The sequence below is a fragment of the Streptomyces sp. NPDC051822 genome (genome assembly GCF_044452745.1).
Lineage (GTDB): Bacteria > Actinomycetota > Actinomycetes > Streptomycetales > Streptomycetaceae > Streptomyces.
On the sequence record NZ_JBITBZ010000012.1, the window covers coordinates 81040 to 96430 of the forward strand.

Below are 15391 nucleotides of genomic sequence, written 5' to 3' on the forward strand. Positions count from 1 at the left end.
TGGCGGTCATGCGCCTGAACATCGATCCCGAACTGAGCGACCGCACCTCCTTCTACCGGCTGCTCACCGCCACCGTCGTACCCCGGCCGATCGCCTGGGTCTCCACGTCGTCGGCGGACGGGACGGACAACCTCGCCCCGCACTCCTTCTTCACCATCGCCTCGGTCTCGCCCCCGGTCGTGCAGTTCACGTCCGTCGGACGCAAGGACTCGCTGCGGAACGTCGAGGAGACGGGCGAGTTCGTGGTCAACCTCGCCCCCGAGGGACTCTTCGAGCAGATCAACGCGACGGCGACCGACTTCCCGCGCGGGGTGAGCGAGTTCGACGCCTGCGGCGTCGAGCGCGAGCCGAGCCTGCGGGTGAAGCCGCCGCGGGTGGCGCAGTCGCCGGTGGCGCTCGAGTGCGAGCTGCACAGCACGCTGCGGATCGGCGACTCGACGGTCGTCTTCGGCCGCGTCGTGCACGCCGCCGTCGACGAGTCCGTCCTGGTCGAGGGCCACCCCGAGATGGCGCTGATGCGACCGCTGACCCGGCTCGGCAAGAACGAGTGGGGCACCCTGGGCGGCATCAAGGAGATCGCCCGCGTGCCCTACCAGGGCTGACGCATGGCGAAGGGCGGACCGGAGGTTCCGGCCCGCCCTTCGCCCTACGTCCTGTGCGTGCGTCAGTGCCCGGACTCGCCCGCGTGAGGGCTCAGTACGTCCGTGCCGACCAGGATGAACAGCAGGATGCCCAGCAGGATGCGGTAGATCACGAACGGCATGAACGACTTCGTGGTGATGAACTTCATGAACCAGGCGATCACCGCGTAGCCGACGATGAAGGCGATGATCGTGGCGAAGACCGTCGGGCCCCAGGAGACGTGCCCCTCGCCCGCGTCCTTCAGCTCGTACGCGCCCGAGGCGAGCACCGCCGGGATGGCGAGGAGGAAGGAGTACCGCGCGGCCGCCTCGCGGGTGTAGCCCATGAGCAGACCGCCGGAGATCGTCGCGCCCGAGCGGGAGACACCGGGGATCAGGGCCATCGCCTGGCAGACGCCGAAGATCAGGCCGTCCTTCACGCCGAGGTCCTTGAGCGTCTTGCGGACGCGGACCGACCGGTGACGGCCGCCGATCTCGTCGCGCGCGGCCAGCCGGTCCGCGATGCCGAGGACGACACCCATCACGATCAGCGTCGTGGCGATCAGCCGCAGGTCGCGGAACGGGCCCTCGATCTGGTCCTTGAGCGTGATGCCGAGGACACCGATCGGGATCGAGCCGACGATCACCAGCCAGCCCATCTGGGCGTCGTGGTCGGACCGCATCGACTTGTCGGTGAGGGACCGGAACCACGCCGAGACGATCCGGGCGATGTCCTTGCGGAAGTAGATCAGGACCGCGGTCTCCGTGCCGATCTGGGTGATCGCGGTGAAGGCCGCACCCGGGTCTTCCCAGCCGGCGAACGCCGCCGTGAGACGGAGATGCGCGCTGGAGGAGATGGGAAGGAACTCCGTCAGCCCCTGGACGAGTCCGAGGATGAACGATTCAAACCAACTCATGGGGCTAGGGCCGTCCCGTTATGTACGTGTGCGGTCAGAAGATCGTGCGCAGCGTACCGTCCCAAGATGACGGGCCCGTCCTCAGGCCTCCCACGGGACCCGCCCTAGGGGGTGCCCACCGGCTCCGGCTCCGGCGTGGTGTCCGGTGCCTTCTCCACGGTGGGAGCCTGGGCCCGCAGGCCGTGTCGTTTGCGCCAGGCCACCACCGCCGCGGCCAGGCCCGACAGGACGATGAACCCGGCCGAGAAGAGGAAGGCCGGCGAGCCCGGCGAACCGGCCTGGGCGCCCGCCACGACGTACGCCGCCGTGTTGGGCACCGAGCCGAGCGCCGTCGCCAGGAGGAACGGCGCGTACCCCATCCGGGAGACCGCGGCGCAGTAGTTGGCCGCGGCGAACGGCACCCCGGGGAACAGCCGGATCGCCAGCATCGAACGGAACCCGTGCCGGCTCAGCTGCCCGTCCGCCGCCGTCAGCCAGCGCCCCCGCAGCAGCGGCCGCAGCGCGTCCTGCCCCAGATACCGGCCGAGGGTGAAGGCGATCCCGGCGCCCAGGACCGTCCCCGCCACCGCCGCCGTCAGGCCGGCGGCGGAACCGAACAGCGCGCCCGCAGCAAGATTGAGCACCGGCCGCGGTACGAACGCCGCCGTGCACACCCCGTACGCGAGACCGAAGAGCAGGACCGCCCCGGCGCCGCCCGTCTGCGGCGGCCAGCCGGACGAGAGCAGCCGCTGCGGCTCGTAGAGGAGGACGAGGGCCGCCGCCGTGAGCAGCAGGAGCGCGAGGAGCGAGAGCCGCGCGCGCGGCGCGAGCAGGGCCCGGGAGCAGCGCAAGGCGAGGGAGCCCGGCGGCCGGGGCGCGGGAGCGAGCATTCGGGGAGAGTAACGGACGCGTCCGTATGATCGCCGTAATGTGCGTCATGTCCGCCGGGGCCGGATCCAGGAGCGCCCCGCATCGGGAGGGTCCTTGAACGACGTCGTACGGCCGGGCGGCTGCCCCCTTCACGGGTCCGTCCCCGACCGCACCGTCCCCGACAGCGCCCTCGCCGACACCGTCCTGGAGCGGCTCACCACGGTCTACCCGGCCGCGGGGAACCCCTTCCGCGCCCAGGAGATGGTCGCGTACATGAAGGGCGTCGCCCCCTTCCTCGGCGTACGCACCCCGGAGCGCCGCGCCCTCTCCCGTACCGTCCTGGACGGCACCCCGCCGCCCACCGAGGCCGACTGCGCCGCCATCGCCCTGCGCTGCTTCGACCTGCCCGAGCGCGAGTACCACTACTTCGCCGTCGACTACCTCCGCCGCCATGTGCGGCGCTGCTCCTCCGGCTTCCTGCCCGTCGCCCGCCGGCTCGTCACCACCGTCTCGTGGTGGGACACCGTCGACCACCTCGCCGTCCATGTCGTCGGCGGCCTCGTCGCGGCCGACCCCTCCCTCGGCGACGAGATGGACCGGTGGATCGAGGACGAGGACCTGTGGGTGACCCGCACCGCGCTCCTCCACCAGCTCCGATTCAAGGAGGCCACGGACGCCGACCGGCTCTTCGCCCACTGCCTGCGCCGCGCTCCCGACACCGACTTCTTCCTCCGCAAGGCCATCGGCTGGGCCCTGCGCGAGTACGCCAGGACCGCCCCCGGAGAGGTACGCGCCTTCGTCGCCGCGAACACGGGCCGCCTCTCGCCGCTCTCGGTCCGCGAGGCCCTCAAACACCTCTGAGTCCGCTCCGTACCCCCGCCCCCGGCACAATGAGCACGTGAACGAGCACATTCCCGTCCTCCGCGAGGTCGACCAGGGCACCGCGCGCCTCATGCCCGACGTGGACCGGGAGCGGGCCTGGCTCCTGACGGTCGACGGCGCGCCCCAGTCGTACGTCGACCTCGACGACCCGGCGTACCTGGAGTTCGAGTACGCGCGCCGGCTCGCCCACGTCGTCGACGGCGCGGACGACGACGGCGAACCGCTGGACGTCCTGCACCTGGGCGGCGGAGCGCTCTCCCTGCCCCGGTACGTCGCCGTCACCCGGCCCGGCTCGCGCCAGGACGTGGTCGAGGCGGACCGCGGGCTGCTCGCCCTGGTCGCGGAGCACCTGCCGCTGCCCGACGGCTCGGGGATCACCGTGCACGCCGCGGACGCCCGGCGATGGCTGGAGGCGGCACCCGACGCCTCGGCCGATCTCGTCGTCGGCGACGTCTTCGGCGGCTCGCGCGTGCCCGCCCACCTCACCTCCGTGGAGTACGCGCGCGAGGTCCGGCGCGTCCTGCGGCCCGACGGGATCTACGCCGCCAACCTGGCCGACGGGGCTCCCTTCGCCTTCCTCCGCTCCCAGCTCGCCACCTTCGCGACGGTCTTCCCCGAACTGGCGCTGGTCGCCGAACCGGCCGTACTGCGCGGCCGTCGCTTCGGGAACGCCGTCCTGGTCGCCTCCGGCCGCGAGATCGACACCGCCCACCTCGCGCGACGGGCCGCGGCGGACGCCTTCCCCGCGCGCGTGGAGCACGGGGAGGCGCTCGACCGGTTCACCGGGAACGCGGAACCGGTCATCGACGCCGGGGCCGTCCCCTCACCCGTTCCGCCGGACGGCGCCTTCGGCATCGGCTGAGGCCGGGCCGGGTGCGGTCGCCGCCGGTACGGGCGCCAGGTCCGCGCCGCCCGCGATCTCCTTCGTGTGCGTGCGCCGGGTCAGATTCCGTACGTCCGGGACCAGCAGGACGAGGGCGGTGACGAGCACCATGAGCGCCGCCGCGCCCCACAGCGCCTCGCTCCGGCCGAACGCGCTCTCCGCGGGGCCCGCGAGCGCCGTCGTCAGCGGCAGCAGGGCCGTCGAGCCGAACCAGTCGTAGGCAGAGACCCGGGACAGCTTCTCCTCCGGGATCTCCTGGTGCAGGGCCGTCATCCACGAGACGCCGAAGACCTCGATGGCCACCCCGCTCACGAACATCGCGGCCGTGAGCCCCACCGCGTCGAGGGGTACGGCGAGCGCGGCCGACGGCAGTGCGATCGGGAACACGAACAGGGTGCCGACGAACAGCATCCGGCGCGGCTTCCACCGGGTCATCAGGACGGCGCCCGCGAGCGTTCCCACGCCGTACGCGGCGAGCGCGATGCCCCAGGGGCGCGCGCCTCCCAGCTCGGCCCGGGCGACCAGCGGTCCGTACACCGACTCGACCGCCCCGATCAGGCCGACCACCACGGAGAACTGGGCGACGATCGACCACAGCCAGGGCCGGCCGACGAACTCGTGCCAACCCTCCCGAAGATCGGCGAACAGACCGCCGCCGGGACCGCGTTCGGGGATGCCGCCGACGTCGAGGAAGGCGCGCATCCCTCCCGCGACGGCGAAGGCGACCGCGTCGATCAGGAGCACCCAGCCCGGCCCGACGAAGGCCACGAGGGCGCCGCCGAGGGCGGCGCCGCCGATGGTCGCACCGTGCATGGCCATCCGGTAGAAGGCGAAGGCGCGGCTCGCCTGCTCGCCGCTGACGCTGGCCATCAGCATGCCCTCGGCCGCCGGGTTGAAGAAGGCCTGCCCGGTGCCGCAGAGCGCGGTGAGCACCATCATCTGCCAGATGCGGGGCTCTCCGGCGAGGACTAGGGCGGCGAACGCGGCCTGCGAGACGCAGTTGAGCGTGTTGGCGGCGACCATCACCCGGTGCCGGGGCACCCGGTCGGCCAGGGCGCCGCCGATCAGCAGGAAGAGCACGAGCGGCAGGAAGCGCGCCATGGCCACGAGCCCGACGTCGCCCGCGTCGCCCCCGGCCTCGAAGACGGCCCAGGTCGTGGCGATCAGCGCGCCGTGCGTGCCGAGGTTGGTCACGACCGTGGCGGCGGTGAGGAGGACGTAGTTGCGTCCGGCCCATTCGGGGCGGCGGGAACCGAGCGGGATGCGGGGGGCGGCGGCGGATCTGGTCACCCCGGGACTATCCCTGTCGGCCCGCCCGGATGCCAAACCGATATCCGGACGATCTGATCATGCGGCCGGACGAGGCGGTGGCGGAGGGGGCGGGCCGGGGCCGGCCCGCCCCCTCCGGGCCGTCAGGACTTCGGTACGAGGCGGACCGTGGAGAGGATCTGACGGATGGTGGCGTCCGGCAGCTCGTCGGCCACGCCGTCGGCCCCGTAGAGCACGAAGGTCGAGAAGTCGCCGGCGTTGTTCTTGAAGGTGAAGGCGATCGACTTGCCGTCCGACTCGCACTTGTTGCGCTTCTTCACGCCGGGCGCCGTGGCGGTCGCCATGCTCCCGGTGAGGCCGGACTTCGTCGTGTAAGGCACGGGCTTGGAGATCTTGATGGTGCTCTGCGGCATGTGCTGCGCGTAGCCGCCCCACACCCAGGTACCCGCCTCGCCGCGCGCGGCGGACGCGGTGTCCTTGGCGCCCTGGCCGCCCTTGGTGCCGGCGGTGGCCAGGCCCCAGGTCTCCGGGGTGCCGTTCTTGTCGGTGTCGTAGGTGCACCACTCGCTCTTGAGGCGCGTCGGCCCCGACATCGTCACGAGGGCGCTGCCGTCGTTCTTCTTCTCGTCCTCGAAGAAGGTGATCGTGCCGGGCTTCAGCACCTCCCACTCCGGCGGTACGTCGAAGAGGGTGCCGTACTTCGGGTTGTGGACGACCTTCCAGCCGGGGATCGTCGGCTGCTGGGCCGCGCCGTCGCGCGGGTTGGCGAGCGACGGGGAGCTGCTCGGGTCCGTCGTCGGCGTCGCCGGCGCCGAGGCGGATCCCGTCGGCTTCTTGCCGTCGGCGAGCGGCTTCTCGTCGTCGTCCCCGCCGAGCACCAGATAGCCGGTGACGCCCGCCGCGACGACCACGGCGACCGCGGCGACGATCGCCACGAGGGTCGTCTGCTTCTTCTTCCCGCCGTCGGGGCCGCCGGGCTGCCCCGGGCCCGGCACCGCGTACTGCTGCGGCATGGTCGGCTGCTGGTACGGGTTCGGCTGGCCGTAACCGGGCTGCTGGGCGTACCCCTGCTGGGGATAGCCCGGCTGCGTGGGCGGCTGCTGCGGGTAGCCGGGCTGCGTCGGCGGCTGCGGGTACCCGGGCTGGGCCGGCGGCTGCTGATACGGGTTCGGCTGCTGGTACCCCGACTGCTGGTAGGGATTCTGACTCTGGTCCTGCGGGTTCTGCTCGCCCCCGGGCGGCTGCTGTCCTGGCCACATGGCCAGTAACCATAGAGGTGCGGAGGCGGCTCGACCACGCCCGCCCCCGGACCGCGGACGCCCGGGGGATGGCCAACCTCGGCTACTGATGGGTAACATCGCGGTCCATGAGCGCAGACCAGATGACCGTCGGCGAGATGCTCGCCGCCACGGTGCCCATGGCCGGAACCCTGAACCTGGAGTTCCTGGAGACCACCGCCGAGCGCGCCGTCGTGCGCCTGCCGGACCAGACCGCCTACCACAACCACCTCGGCGGCCCCCACGCCGGAGCGATGTTCACGCTCGCCGAGTCCGCCAGCGGCGCCATCGTGCTCGCCGCCTTCGGCGACCAGCTGAGCCGCGCCGTACCCCTCGCCGTCAAGGCCGAGATCGGCTACAAGAAGCTCGCCATGGGCGTCGTCACGGCCACCGCCACGCTCGGCCGCCCGGCCGCCGAGATCGTCGCCGAACTCGACGCCGGGGAGCGGCCGGAGTTCCCCGTGCGGATCGACATCACCCGCGAGGACGGCGCCGTGACCGGCGAGATGACCGTCGTCTGGACCCTGCGCCCGAACAGCTGAGCCTCGGACGCCACGGCCGCCCCCGCACCTCCTGGAGGACCTCCCGAAGGTGCGGGGGCGGCCGTGCTCCCGGGCGGCCGGCGGCGGGGCGCGTTCCCTCCGAGCGGGTAGGCTGCCCCGGCGTGCCCGCCGCGGTGCGCGCCCGCGCGTCACGGCCCCCGACCAGGAGCCCGCGCGGCATCGCAGTCGAAACGGGAGGAAGCCGCGTTGCACGTCCAGGAGTGGCTGGAGACGATCCCGGCGGTCGCCGTCTACGTTCTCGTGGGAGTGGTGATCGGGCTGGAGAGCCTGGGCATCCCGCTCCCCGGCGAGATCGTGCTCGTGAGTTCGGCGCTGCTCGCCTCGCAGCACGGTGACATCAACCCGTGGGTGCTCGGCGGCTGCGCCACCGCCGGCGCGATCATCGGCGACTCGATCGGCTACGCGATCGGCCGCAAGGGCGGCCGGCCGCTGCTCGCCTGGCTGGGCAGGAAGTTCCCCAAGCACTTCAGCGAGGCGAACATCGGCCTCGCCGAGAGGTCCTTCGAGAAGTGGGGCATGTGGGCGGTCTTCTTCGGCCGTTTCATCGCCCTGCTCCGCATCTTCGCCGGGCCGCTCGCGGGCGTGCTGCACATGCCGTACTGGAAGTTCCTCATCGCCAACGTCTTCGGCGGCATCCTGTGGGCCGGCGGCACGACGGCCGTCATCTACTCGGTCGGGATCGTCGCCGAGGCGTGGCTGAAGCGCTTCTCGTGGCTCGGCCTGGTCCTCGCCGTCCTGATCGGTCTCGCCTCCATGCTGATCATCAGGAACCGTGCCAAGAAGGCCGCGGCGGAGCGGGCCGACGTGCCCGAGCCGGAGCGGGAGCCGGTCGCGGTCGCGGACTGAGCCCCCTGCGTACGGGAAGAAGGGCGGCACCCTCCTGGGGGTGCCGCCCTTCTCCGCGTACGCGTCCGGCCGTCGGTCCGTGAAGGCCTGTCGGTCCTCGAAGGCCGGTCAGTCCGTGAAGGCCTCGGCGTGGCCCTTGGCGAGCAGCAGGTACATCTCGGCGTTGAGCTTGATGCCCGCCCGCTCCTCCTCGGTCAGCGGGCGGCGTACCTTCGCCGGGACGCCCGCGACGAGCGAGCCCGGCGGGATCTCCATCCCCTGCGGGACCAGCGCCTGCGCGGCGACGAGCGACCCGGCGCCGATCCGCGCCCCGTTGAGGACGGTCGCCCCCATGCCGACGAGGACGTCGTCCTCGATGACGCAGCCGTGCACGGTCGCGTTGTGACCGACGGTCACGCGGGCCCCGATCGAGACGGGGAAGCCGGGGTCGACGTGGACCGTGCTGTTGTCCTGGATGTTGGAGTCCTCGCCGACCGCGATGGGACCGCAGTCCGCGCGCAGCACCGTGTGGTACCAGACGCTTGCACGGGCGCCGAGCGTCACCTCGCCGAGGACCACGGAGGTCGGGGCGGTGAAGGCGGTCGGATCGATCCGCGGCTCCTTGCCGCCCACACCCTTGATCAACGCCTCTGTCATGGTTCGCTCCTGATCGTCAGCCGTCGTGTCGCGCCCGGGGATCCCCCCGGCCGCACCCTATGCCGCGTCCATGACGGACATCACAGCGCACCGCACCGATCAGGCACGACGGCGCCGACTACGGTGTCCGGGTGCCCAGGAACAGAAACACGTTCTCATCCCTCGCCGCCTGGCGGCGCCGGGTCCTCGCCCGTGCCGTGCAGGGCGGCTGGCGCTGGGTGCAGGAGACCGGGTCCGTCACCGCCGAGCACCCCGGCAGGCTGCGCTTCCGCCGTCTCGGCGCGGGCACCCGGCTCGCCTTCCCGCAGGGCACGGTCTTCGGCGAGCGGTGGATCGAGATCGGCGAGTGCTGCATCGTCGCCGAGCAGGTCACGCTGACGGCGGGGATGCTGCCGGGCCTCGACCTGGGGCCGGACACCGTTCTGACGCTCGGTGACGGGGTCGTCCTCGGCCGGGGCAGCCACGTGATCGCCGACGCCAGGGTGACCATCGGCTCGGACACGTACTGCGGCCCGTACGTCTACATCACCTCGACCAATCACAGCTACGACGACCCGGACGAGCCGGTGGGCCGCCAGTGGCCCCGCTCGGAGCCGGTCACCATCGGCCCCGGCTGCTGGCTGGGCACCGGCGCCGTGATCCTTCCCGGCGCGAGGCTCGGCCGGAACGTGGTGGTCGCGGCGGGCGCGGTGGTACGCGGCGAGGTGCCGGACCACTCGGTCGTGGCGGGCGCCCCCGCGAAGGTCGTCCGCGGCTGGGACCCGGAGAAGGGCTGGCAGCCGCCGCTGCGGACCCCGGCCCCCGTCCCCATCCCGGAGCACGTCACCGCCGCGCAGCTCGCGGCCCTCGCGGCCTGGGAGGCCGGCCGCGCCGGCAGCGCCGAGGCCGTGCCTTCCTGAGCGCCGGGACGCGGTCCTAACCAGTGGCGAGCAGGACCGTGCCCACCAGGGCGAGGCCCGCGCCCGCGGCCTGGATCGCGCGGAGGCGTTCCTTGAGGAAGCCGCGGGCCGCGAGGGCCGTCACCACCGGGTAGAGGCTGGCCAGTACGGCGGCGACGGTGACCGGGCCCTGCTGGGCCGCGATCGCGTACGTGCCGTTGGCCGCCACGTCGGCGAGGCCGACGAAGGCGAGGGCCGGGAGCGCCGCACGGACGACCTGGGGGCCGCCCTCGGGGAGGGCGCGGCCGCCGCGCCGCACCGAGGCGTACAGGGCTCCGCCGCCCACCAGGACGTTGGTGACCCGCTGGACGAAGAGGGCGAGGAACAGGCCGGTGATCGTGGTGGAGGCCTCGGCGATGAGCGCCATCACCGAGCCGAAGCCGAAGGCCGCGACGACGGTCAGGAGCACCGCCTGCCGCTGCACGGGCGCCCCGCGCAGCTCCGGTCCGCCGGCGAGGAGCACGCCGACGATCGCCACCGCGATCCCGGCGAACTGGAGCAGCCCCGGCCGGTCGCCGACGAGGAGGCCGACCGACACCGGGACGACGACGCCGAGCGAGCCGAGCGGGGAGACGACGCCCATGGGGCCGAGCGCGAGCGCCTTGTAGAAGGCGAGCATGGCGGCCGGGCCGACCACGCCCGCACCGACCGCGTACCAGAGTTCCGGTCCCGCCTCGGTCCACGCGCTGGTCGCGAGGACGACGGCGCCGAGGACGAGGACCGCGAGGATCTGGGAGACCACGACGACCGTCAGGGCCGGTATCCGGCGCGTGAGGAGCCCGCCGCCGAAGTCGGCGAAGCCCCACAGCACGCTGGTGGCCAGGGCGAAGAGCACGGTCATGGGGCCTCGCAGTCAGGGACGGCAGTACAGTGCAGTGAACATTCGGGTACGCCTCACCGTAGTTCACTATCCTGAACTCTGTCATGCAAAATATTGGACGGAATGTGTCGGACCTCGATCAGCTCACGCAGTCGCTCGCCCGGAACCTGAAGCGCTGGCGCAAGGAACGGGGCCTCACCCTGGACGCGCTCGCAGCCCGGGCCGGAGTCAGCCGCGGCATGATCATCCAGATCGAGCAGGCCCGGACGAACCCCAGCGTCGGCACGACCGTGAAGCTGGCCGACGCCCTCGGCGTCTCCATCACGACCCTCCTCGACTACGAGCAGGGCCCCCAGGTCCGTCTCGTCCCGCCCGAGCAGGCCGTCCGCATGTGGTCCACCTCCACCGGCAGCCACACCACGCTCCTCGTCGGCACCGAGGCCCGAGGTCCCCTGGAGCTCTGGGCGTGGACCCTCATGCCGGGCGACGGCAGCGCCTCCGACCCGCACCCGGAGGGCACGGTCGAGCTTCTGCACGTCACCTCGGGCGAGCTCACCCTCGTCGTGGACGGGGAGGAGCACCCGCTGCCCGCCGGCAGCTCCGCCGTCTTCGAGGCCCACAAGGCGCACGCGTACCGCAACGACGGAGCCGAGCCGGTCGAGATGACCATGGCGGTCTCCATCCCGCCCGTACGCTGAGACGAGCCGCCGCGGGCCGTACGGCGGTTGTTACCGTGCCGCCATGCGCGCACCCATCGGAGACTTCGACGACGCCAGGCCCGCCCCCGACTGCCTCGACCTGCTGACCGGCCCCGTCGCCTCCGCCGTCCGCGCCTGGACCGGGCCCGTCCCGGCCGACCGGCTGCTGTACGTGGACACCGACCCGGCCATCGCGGACACCGCCGTCTTCGTGGAGCACTACGGGCCCGCGCTGCTCGACGAGTCCGCCAACTGCGTGGTCGTCGCGGGCAGGCGGGGCGAGACGACGACCCTGGCCGCGTGCGTCGTGAAGTCGGCGACCCGGGTCGACGTCAACGGGGTCGTACGCAAGCACCTCGGCGCCCGCAAGGCCTCGTTCGCGCCGATGGACACCGCGACCGGCGGGACCGGCATGGAGTACGGCGGCATCACCCCTGTCGGCCTGCCCGCCGCCTGGCCGCTCCTCGTGGACGCCGCCGTGGTGGACACCGAGTGGGTCCTGGTCGGCAGCGGCCGTCGCCGGGGCAAGCTGATCCTGCCGGGCAAGGCCTTCGCCCAGCTCCCGGGCGCGGTCGTCCTCGAAGGGCTGGGCGTCCCCGTCGGCTGAGCGCGGTGCGGTACGGCGTGAGGCGTACGTACTCACCGCGCCGGCGTCAGCCCAGCCGCGGGAACTCGATGGCGGGGCAGCGGTCCATGACCATGTCCAGGCCGGCCTCACGGGTACGGGCGAAGGCCGCGTCGTCGATCACGTCCAGCTGGAACCAGACCGCCTTGGCGCCGATCGCGACGGCCTCGTCGGCGATCCCGCCCGCCTGCTCGCTGTTGACGAACACGTCGACGACGTCGACCGGGAAGGGGATGTCGGCCAGGGAGGCGTAACCCGGCTCGCCGTGGACCGTCTCCGCCTTCGGGTGGACCGGGACGATCCGCTTGCCGTGGCGCTGGAGGACGGCCGCCACCGCGTACGCGGCCCGCGCCTGGTTCGAGGAGAGCCCGACCACCGCCCAGGTGTCGCCCGTGGACGTCAGGATCCTTCGTACCGTCTCGGACGCGGAGTACCCGGTCGCTTCGGTGGTCGTGGTGTCGACGCTCATCTCTGCTGCTGCCTCTCCTCGGCGCGGTCCCGCTCCTTGTCCTTCGCGTCAACCAGCCACCCCATGGCGTGATTCCCGTGCGCGAGGCCGCCCGGAAGCTCAGCCGTCCCACGCCCGCCGTTCGGCCTCCCGCGGGCCCTCCACCAGGGACGGGACGTCCGGGCCGAAGGTCATCACCGGGCGGGCCGGGTCCCACCGGCGCCAGCCCGGCTCGCCCGTCCTCGCGAAGGCCACCCAGGCCGCGTGCATCGCCGCCGCCAGTTCACGGGGCGCGTCCGGACCCGTCAGGGCACGGGTCTCCGGCAGGTCGAGCGTGTCGAAGACGAAGCCGAGTTCCAGCGCGTGACAGGCGCCGAGGCCGAGGACCGGGGAGCGCCAGGCGAACTCGTACAGATACGTACCGCCCGGCGCGCCGGAGCCCAGGCGGGCGTCCGCGAGCCTGTTCAGCGGGATCCGCAGCAGCTTGTCCGTGGCGAGCGCGCCCAGGACCTCGCCCGGCTTCTCCGACGGGCGGCCGGCCCGGTACACCCGGGCCGTCCGGGCCGGCACCTTCGTCTTCCACAGCAGGATCCGCTGGAGCAGCGGGCCCACCCGGTCGACGGCCCCGCCCGGCACGAACCACAGCCGGTACTCCTCCGTGGTGGTGCCCATCAGGAGATCCACCCCTGCCGATGCCCCGTCCGCGAGCGCCTCCGCCGGATCGCGCGGCACCACCTCACCGTCCACGACGATCTGGAACGCGTGCCCGCCGGTCAGGGGCGAGCCCTTGCCGGTCACCTCCGTCTGCGCCGCGAGCAGCCGTTCCCGCTCCACGTGCGCGAACGCCTCCGCCGTGGCCGGCACCTTCAGCCGCGCGGCGACCGCCTCCGTGGTCCGGCGGGCCTCGGCGAGCGGCCGGGCGATCGGGGCGCCGCTCTGCACCACCGCCCGCCGGAACAGGCCCTGCGCGAGCGGCGAGGCGAGCAGCGCGGCGACCGAGATCGCGCCCGCCGACTCACCGAACACGGTCACCCGGTCCGGGTCCCCGCCGAAGGCCGTGATGTTCTCCCGTACCCAGGTCAGCGCGGCGATCTGGTCGCGGAGGCCGAGGTTCGCGGGGGCGTCGGGGAAGACCCCGAAGCCCTCCACTCCGAGCCGGTAGTTGACCGAGACGAGGACCACCCCGTCCCGGGCGAAGGCGGTGCCGTCGTAGACCGGGACCGCCGAGGAGCCGTGGATCAGCGATCCGCCGTGGATCCAGACCATGACCGGCCGCCCGCCCTCCGCCGGTTCCGGCGCGAGCGGCGCCGAACCCGCCCACGGTGCCCACACGTTCAGGTTCAGGCAGGCGTCGCCCGCGATGTCCGGGTCCGGGAGGAGCGCGTCGAGCGGCGGGGCGTACGGGCGCTTCGGCGCCGTCGGGCCGAAGGCCCCGGCCTCCCGCACCCCGTCCCACGGCCCGGCCGGTTCCGGCGCCCTGAACCGCAGCGGGCCCACCGGCGCCTGCGCGTACGGCACTCCGAGGAAGGCGGCCACGCCGTCCTCCAGGACACCCCGTAGCACCCCTGACCGGGTGCCGACCTCGGGAACCTGCTCAGCCATCGCTTCCGTCCCTCCCGACCCGTCGTCGCTTCAGACCAGCGCCCGCTTCAGGACCTTGCCCGTCGGGCCCAGCGGCAGTTCCTCGACGAAGCGCACGAGCCGCGGGTACTTGTGGCGGCCGAGGCGCTCCCGTGACCAGTCCACGAGCTCCTCCGCGGAGAGCGGGGCGGCGCCCTCCCGGCGTACCACCACCGCGCACACCTCCTCGCCCTTCGCGTCGTCGGGGACGCCGATCACGGCGACCTCCGAGACCGAGGGGTGACGCACCAGCACCTCCTCCACCTCGCGCGGGTAGATGTTGAAGCCGCCCCGGATGACCAGGTCCTTCTTCCGGTCGACGATCCGCAGGAAGCCGTCCTCGTCCCGTACGCCCAGGTCACCGGTGCGGAACCAGCCGTCCACGACCGCGGCCGCCGTCGCCTCCGGGTCGTCCAGGTACCCGGCGAAGACGTTGTGCCCGCGCACCACGACCTCGCCCACCTCGCCGTCCGCGAGCAGCACGACCCGGCGGTCGACGGCCGCGTCGGCGACGCCCACCTCGACGCCCCAGACCGGATGCCCGACCGTCCCCGGCCTGCGGCCCAGGTGCGGCTGGTTGAACGTGGCGACCGGCGAGGTCTCCGTCAGGCCGTACCCCTCCAGGACCTGGGTGTCGAACGCCTCCTCGAAGCGCTCCAGGACCGCGACCGGGAGCGCCGCCCCGCCCGACACGGCGGCGCGCAGGGCCGCCGGACGCACGTCCGAGCCCGCTGCCGCCTCCACCAGGGCGTGGTACATCGTCGGCACCCCCATGAAGACGGTGACGCCCTCGTCGGCGAGCACCCGGAGGGCCGCGGGTCCGCTGAACCGGGGCATCAGGACCAGCGTCGCCCCCTGGCGGAGCGTCCCGTTCATGGCGCAGGTCTGGCCGTAGCTGTGGAAGAGCGGCAGACAGCCGAGGACCACGTCGCCCGCGCCGAGCCCGAGCAGGTCCTGCGAGGTCACGGAGGCGTTCATGACGATGTTGAGATGGGTGAGCAGGGCGCCCTTCGGGCGGCCCGTCGTCCCGCTCGTGTAGAGGATCACCGCGGTGTCCGAGGGCTCGGCCGGCTCGGCCGCGGCCAGCGGCTCCCGCGCCGCAGGCGCCCCCTGGAACGCCCGCACCCCGGCCGCCCCGGCAGCCTCGTCGGCGACCGCCCACAGCGGACCGCCGCTCACGATCCCGACCGCGCCGCTGTGCTCCAGGACGTACCGCACCTCGTCGGCGACGAGCAGGGCGTGGACGGGGACGACGGTCGCACCGGCCGCAAGCGCCCCGTAGTACACGCGCAGGAACTCGATCGTGTTCGGCAGCAGGACGGCCAGCCGGTCGCCCGGCTTCACCCCCGCCTCGCGCAGCCCCGCGGCACAGCGGAGCGCCTCCGCCCACAGCTCCCCGTAGGTGAGCCGGGTGCCGCCCTCCACGACCGCGATCCGGTCGGGGAAGTGGCGGGCGGACTCGCCAAGGACGCCGGCGACGCTCAGTGACATGGCACGCTC

At 73.1% G+C, this 15391-nt stretch carries 17 protein-coding genes; 8 read left to right on the plus strand and 9 right to left on the minus strand.

What is annotated here, in order from left to right:
* Positions 1-8: 8 nt before the first annotated feature.
* The gene (locus ACIA8N_RS30030; RefSeq protein WP_365780839.1) at positions 9-602 is read left to right on the plus strand and encodes a flavin reductase family protein; all 594 of its coding nucleotides are present in this window, start codon (positions 9-11) and stop codon (positions 600-602) included.
* A 62-nt stretch (positions 603-664) separates the two neighbouring features.
* On the opposite strand, the gene ACIA8N_RS30035 is transcribed toward ACIA8N_RS30030, so the two are convergent.
* Both ACIA8N_RS30035 and ACIA8N_RS30040 read right to left on the minus strand, forming a co-directional pair.
* A complete protein-coding gene (locus tag ACIA8N_RS30035) occupies positions 665-1537 on the minus strand; it encodes an undecaprenyl-diphosphate phosphatase (RefSeq protein WP_365780838.1) in 873 nt (290 codons plus the stop codon).
* A gap of 104 nt (positions 1538-1641) precedes the next feature.
* The gene (locus ACIA8N_RS30040; protein ID WP_365780837.1) at positions 1642-2406 is read right to left on the minus strand and encodes a TVP38/TMEM64 family protein; all 765 of its coding nucleotides are present in this window, start codon (positions 2404-2406) and stop codon (positions 1642-1644) included.
* Positions 2407-2500: 94 nt separating this feature from the next.
* Between ACIA8N_RS30040 and ACIA8N_RS30045 the strand changes: the two genes are divergently transcribed.
* Complete coding sequence (locus ACIA8N_RS30045) at positions 2501-3247, plus strand: DNA alkylation repair protein (RefSeq protein WP_365780836.1); 747 nt, start codon at positions 2501-2503, stop codon at positions 3245-3247.
* 37 nt (positions 3248-3284) lie between these two features.
* Positions 3285-4130: a fused MFS/spermidine synthase gene (locus ACIA8N_RS30050; protein WP_365780835.1), complete on the plus strand. Its 846-nt coding sequence runs from the start codon at positions 3285-3287 to the stop codon at positions 4128-4130.
* Here ACIA8N_RS30050 and ACIA8N_RS30055 read toward each other — a convergent pair.
* Both ACIA8N_RS30055 and ACIA8N_RS30060 read right to left on the minus strand, forming a co-directional pair.
* Positions 4092-5441, minus strand: coding sequence for an MFS transporter (locus ACIA8N_RS30055; protein ID WP_365780834.1), 1350 nt, complete (start codon positions 5439-5441; stop codon positions 4092-4094). The two genes, ACIA8N_RS30050 and ACIA8N_RS30055, sit on opposite strands and share 39 nt — an antisense overlap.
* 122 nt (positions 5442-5563) lie before the next feature.
* Positions 5564-6679, minus strand: coding sequence for a hypothetical protein (locus tag ACIA8N_RS30060; protein WP_365780832.1), 1116 nt, complete (start codon positions 6677-6679; stop codon positions 5564-5566).
* A gap of 122 nt (positions 6680-6801) precedes the next feature.
* On the opposite strand from ACIA8N_RS30060, the gene ACIA8N_RS30065 reads away from it, so the two are divergent.
* Both ACIA8N_RS30065 and ACIA8N_RS30070 read left to right on the plus strand, forming a co-directional pair.
* Positions 6802-7239, plus strand: a complete 438-nt coding sequence (locus ACIA8N_RS30065; protein ID WP_365780921.1) for a DUF4442 domain-containing protein — start codon at positions 6802-6804, stop codon at positions 7237-7239.
* A gap of 207 nt (positions 7240-7446) precedes the next feature.
* Positions 7447-8106 carry a DedA family protein gene (locus ACIA8N_RS30070; protein ID WP_365780831.1) on the plus strand — a complete coding sequence of 220 codons (660 nt, stop codon included), beginning with the start codon at positions 7447-7449 and terminating at the stop codon, positions 8104-8106.
* 108 nt (positions 8107-8214) lie between these two features.
* Here the strand turns inward: ACIA8N_RS30070 and ACIA8N_RS30075 are convergent, their stop codons facing one another.
* Positions 8215-8742, minus strand: a complete 528-nt coding sequence (locus tag ACIA8N_RS30075) for a gamma carbonic anhydrase family protein (RefSeq protein ID WP_365780830.1) — start codon at positions 8740-8742, stop codon at positions 8215-8217.
* A 131-nt stretch (positions 8743-8873) separates the two neighbouring features.
* Between ACIA8N_RS30075 and ACIA8N_RS30080 the strand changes: the two genes are divergently transcribed.
* Entirely contained in the window at positions 8874-9641 is a 768-nt protein-coding gene (locus ACIA8N_RS30080) for an acyltransferase (RefSeq protein ID WP_365780829.1), read from the plus strand.
* 16 nt (positions 9642-9657) lie between these two features.
* Here ACIA8N_RS30080 and ACIA8N_RS30085 read toward each other — a convergent pair whose 3' ends face one another.
* The gene (locus ACIA8N_RS30085) at positions 9658-10521 is read right to left on the minus strand and encodes a DMT family transporter (RefSeq protein WP_365780828.1); all 864 of its coding nucleotides are present in this window, start codon (positions 10519-10521) and stop codon (positions 9658-9660) included.
* Between the two features lie 104 nt (positions 10522-10625).
* Between ACIA8N_RS30085 and ACIA8N_RS30090 the strand changes: the two genes are divergently transcribed.
* Both ACIA8N_RS30090 and ACIA8N_RS30095 read left to right on the plus strand, forming a co-directional pair.
* A complete protein-coding gene (locus ACIA8N_RS30090; RefSeq protein ID WP_030209432.1) occupies positions 10626-11198 on the plus strand; it encodes an XRE family transcriptional regulator in 573 nt (190 codons plus the stop codon).
* A gap of 43 nt (positions 11199-11241) precedes the next feature.
* Positions 11242-11805 carry a YbaK/EbsC family protein gene (locus ACIA8N_RS30095; RefSeq protein ID WP_365780826.1) on the plus strand — a complete coding sequence of 188 codons (564 nt, stop codon included), beginning with the start codon at positions 11242-11244 and terminating at the stop codon, positions 11803-11805.
* A gap of 46 nt (positions 11806-11851) precedes the next feature.
* Here the strand turns inward: ACIA8N_RS30095 and ACIA8N_RS30100 are convergent, their stop codons facing one another.
* From ACIA8N_RS30100 to ACIA8N_RS30110, 3 genes are all read right to left on the minus strand, one after another.
* A complete protein-coding gene (locus tag ACIA8N_RS30100; RefSeq protein ID WP_365780825.1) occupies positions 11852-12292 on the minus strand; it encodes a CoA-binding protein in 441 nt (146 codons plus the stop codon).
* A 99-nt stretch (positions 12293-12391) separates the two neighbouring features.
* Positions 12392-13873, minus strand: a complete 1482-nt coding sequence (locus ACIA8N_RS30105) for a carboxylesterase family protein (protein WP_365780824.1) — start codon at positions 13871-13873, stop codon at positions 12392-12394.
* Positions 13874-13903: 30 nt separating this feature from the next.
* Entirely contained in the window at positions 13904-15382 is a 1479-nt protein-coding gene (locus tag ACIA8N_RS30110) for a long-chain fatty acid--CoA ligase (RefSeq protein ID WP_365780823.1), read from the minus strand.
* Positions 15383-15391: the final 9 nt, after the last annotated feature.

Excerpts from the sequence above, each read along its gene's own strand:
- ACIA8N_RS30110 (WP_365780823.1), bottom strand. The coding sequence starts at position 15,382 with ATGTCACTGAGCGTCGCCGGCGTCCTTGGCGAGTCCGCCCGCCACTTC.
- ACIA8N_RS30060 (WP_365780832.1), bottom strand. The coding sequence starts at position 6,679 with ATGTGGCCAGGACAGCAGCCGCCCGGGGGCGAGCAGAACCCGCAGGAC.
- ACIA8N_RS30095 (WP_365780826.1), top strand. The coding sequence starts at position 11,242 with ATGCGCGCACCCATCGGAGACTTCGACGACGCCAGGCCCGCCCCCGAC.
- ACIA8N_RS30105 (WP_365780824.1), bottom strand. The coding sequence starts at position 13,873 with ATGGCTGAGCAGGTTCCCGAGGTCGGCACCCGGTCAGGGGTGCTACGG.
- ACIA8N_RS30075 (WP_365780830.1), bottom strand. The coding sequence starts at position 8,742 with ATGACAGAGGCGTTGATCAAGGGTGTGGGCGGCAAGGAGCCGCGGATC.
- ACIA8N_RS30040 (WP_365780837.1), bottom strand. The coding sequence starts at position 2,406 with ATGCTCGCTCCCGCGCCCCGGCCGCCGGGCTCCCTCGCCTTGCGCTGC.
- ACIA8N_RS30085 (WP_365780828.1), bottom strand. The coding sequence starts at position 10,521 with ATGACCGTGCTCTTCGCCCTGGCCACCAGCGTGCTGTGGGGCTTCGCC.
- ACIA8N_RS30035 (WP_365780838.1), bottom strand. The coding sequence starts at position 1,537 with ATGAGTTGGTTTGAATCGTTCATCCTCGGACTCGTCCAGGGGCTGACG.
- ACIA8N_RS30100 (WP_365780825.1), bottom strand. The coding sequence starts at position 12,292 with ATGAGCGTCGACACCACGACCACCGAAGCGACCGGGTACTCCGCGTCC.
- ACIA8N_RS30065 (WP_365780921.1), top strand. The coding sequence starts at position 6,802 with ATGACCGTCGGCGAGATGCTCGCCGCCACGGTGCCCATGGCCGGAACC.
- ACIA8N_RS30030 (WP_365780839.1), top strand. The coding sequence starts at position 9 with ATGCGCCTGAACATCGATCCCGAACTGAGCGACCGCACCTCCTTCTAC.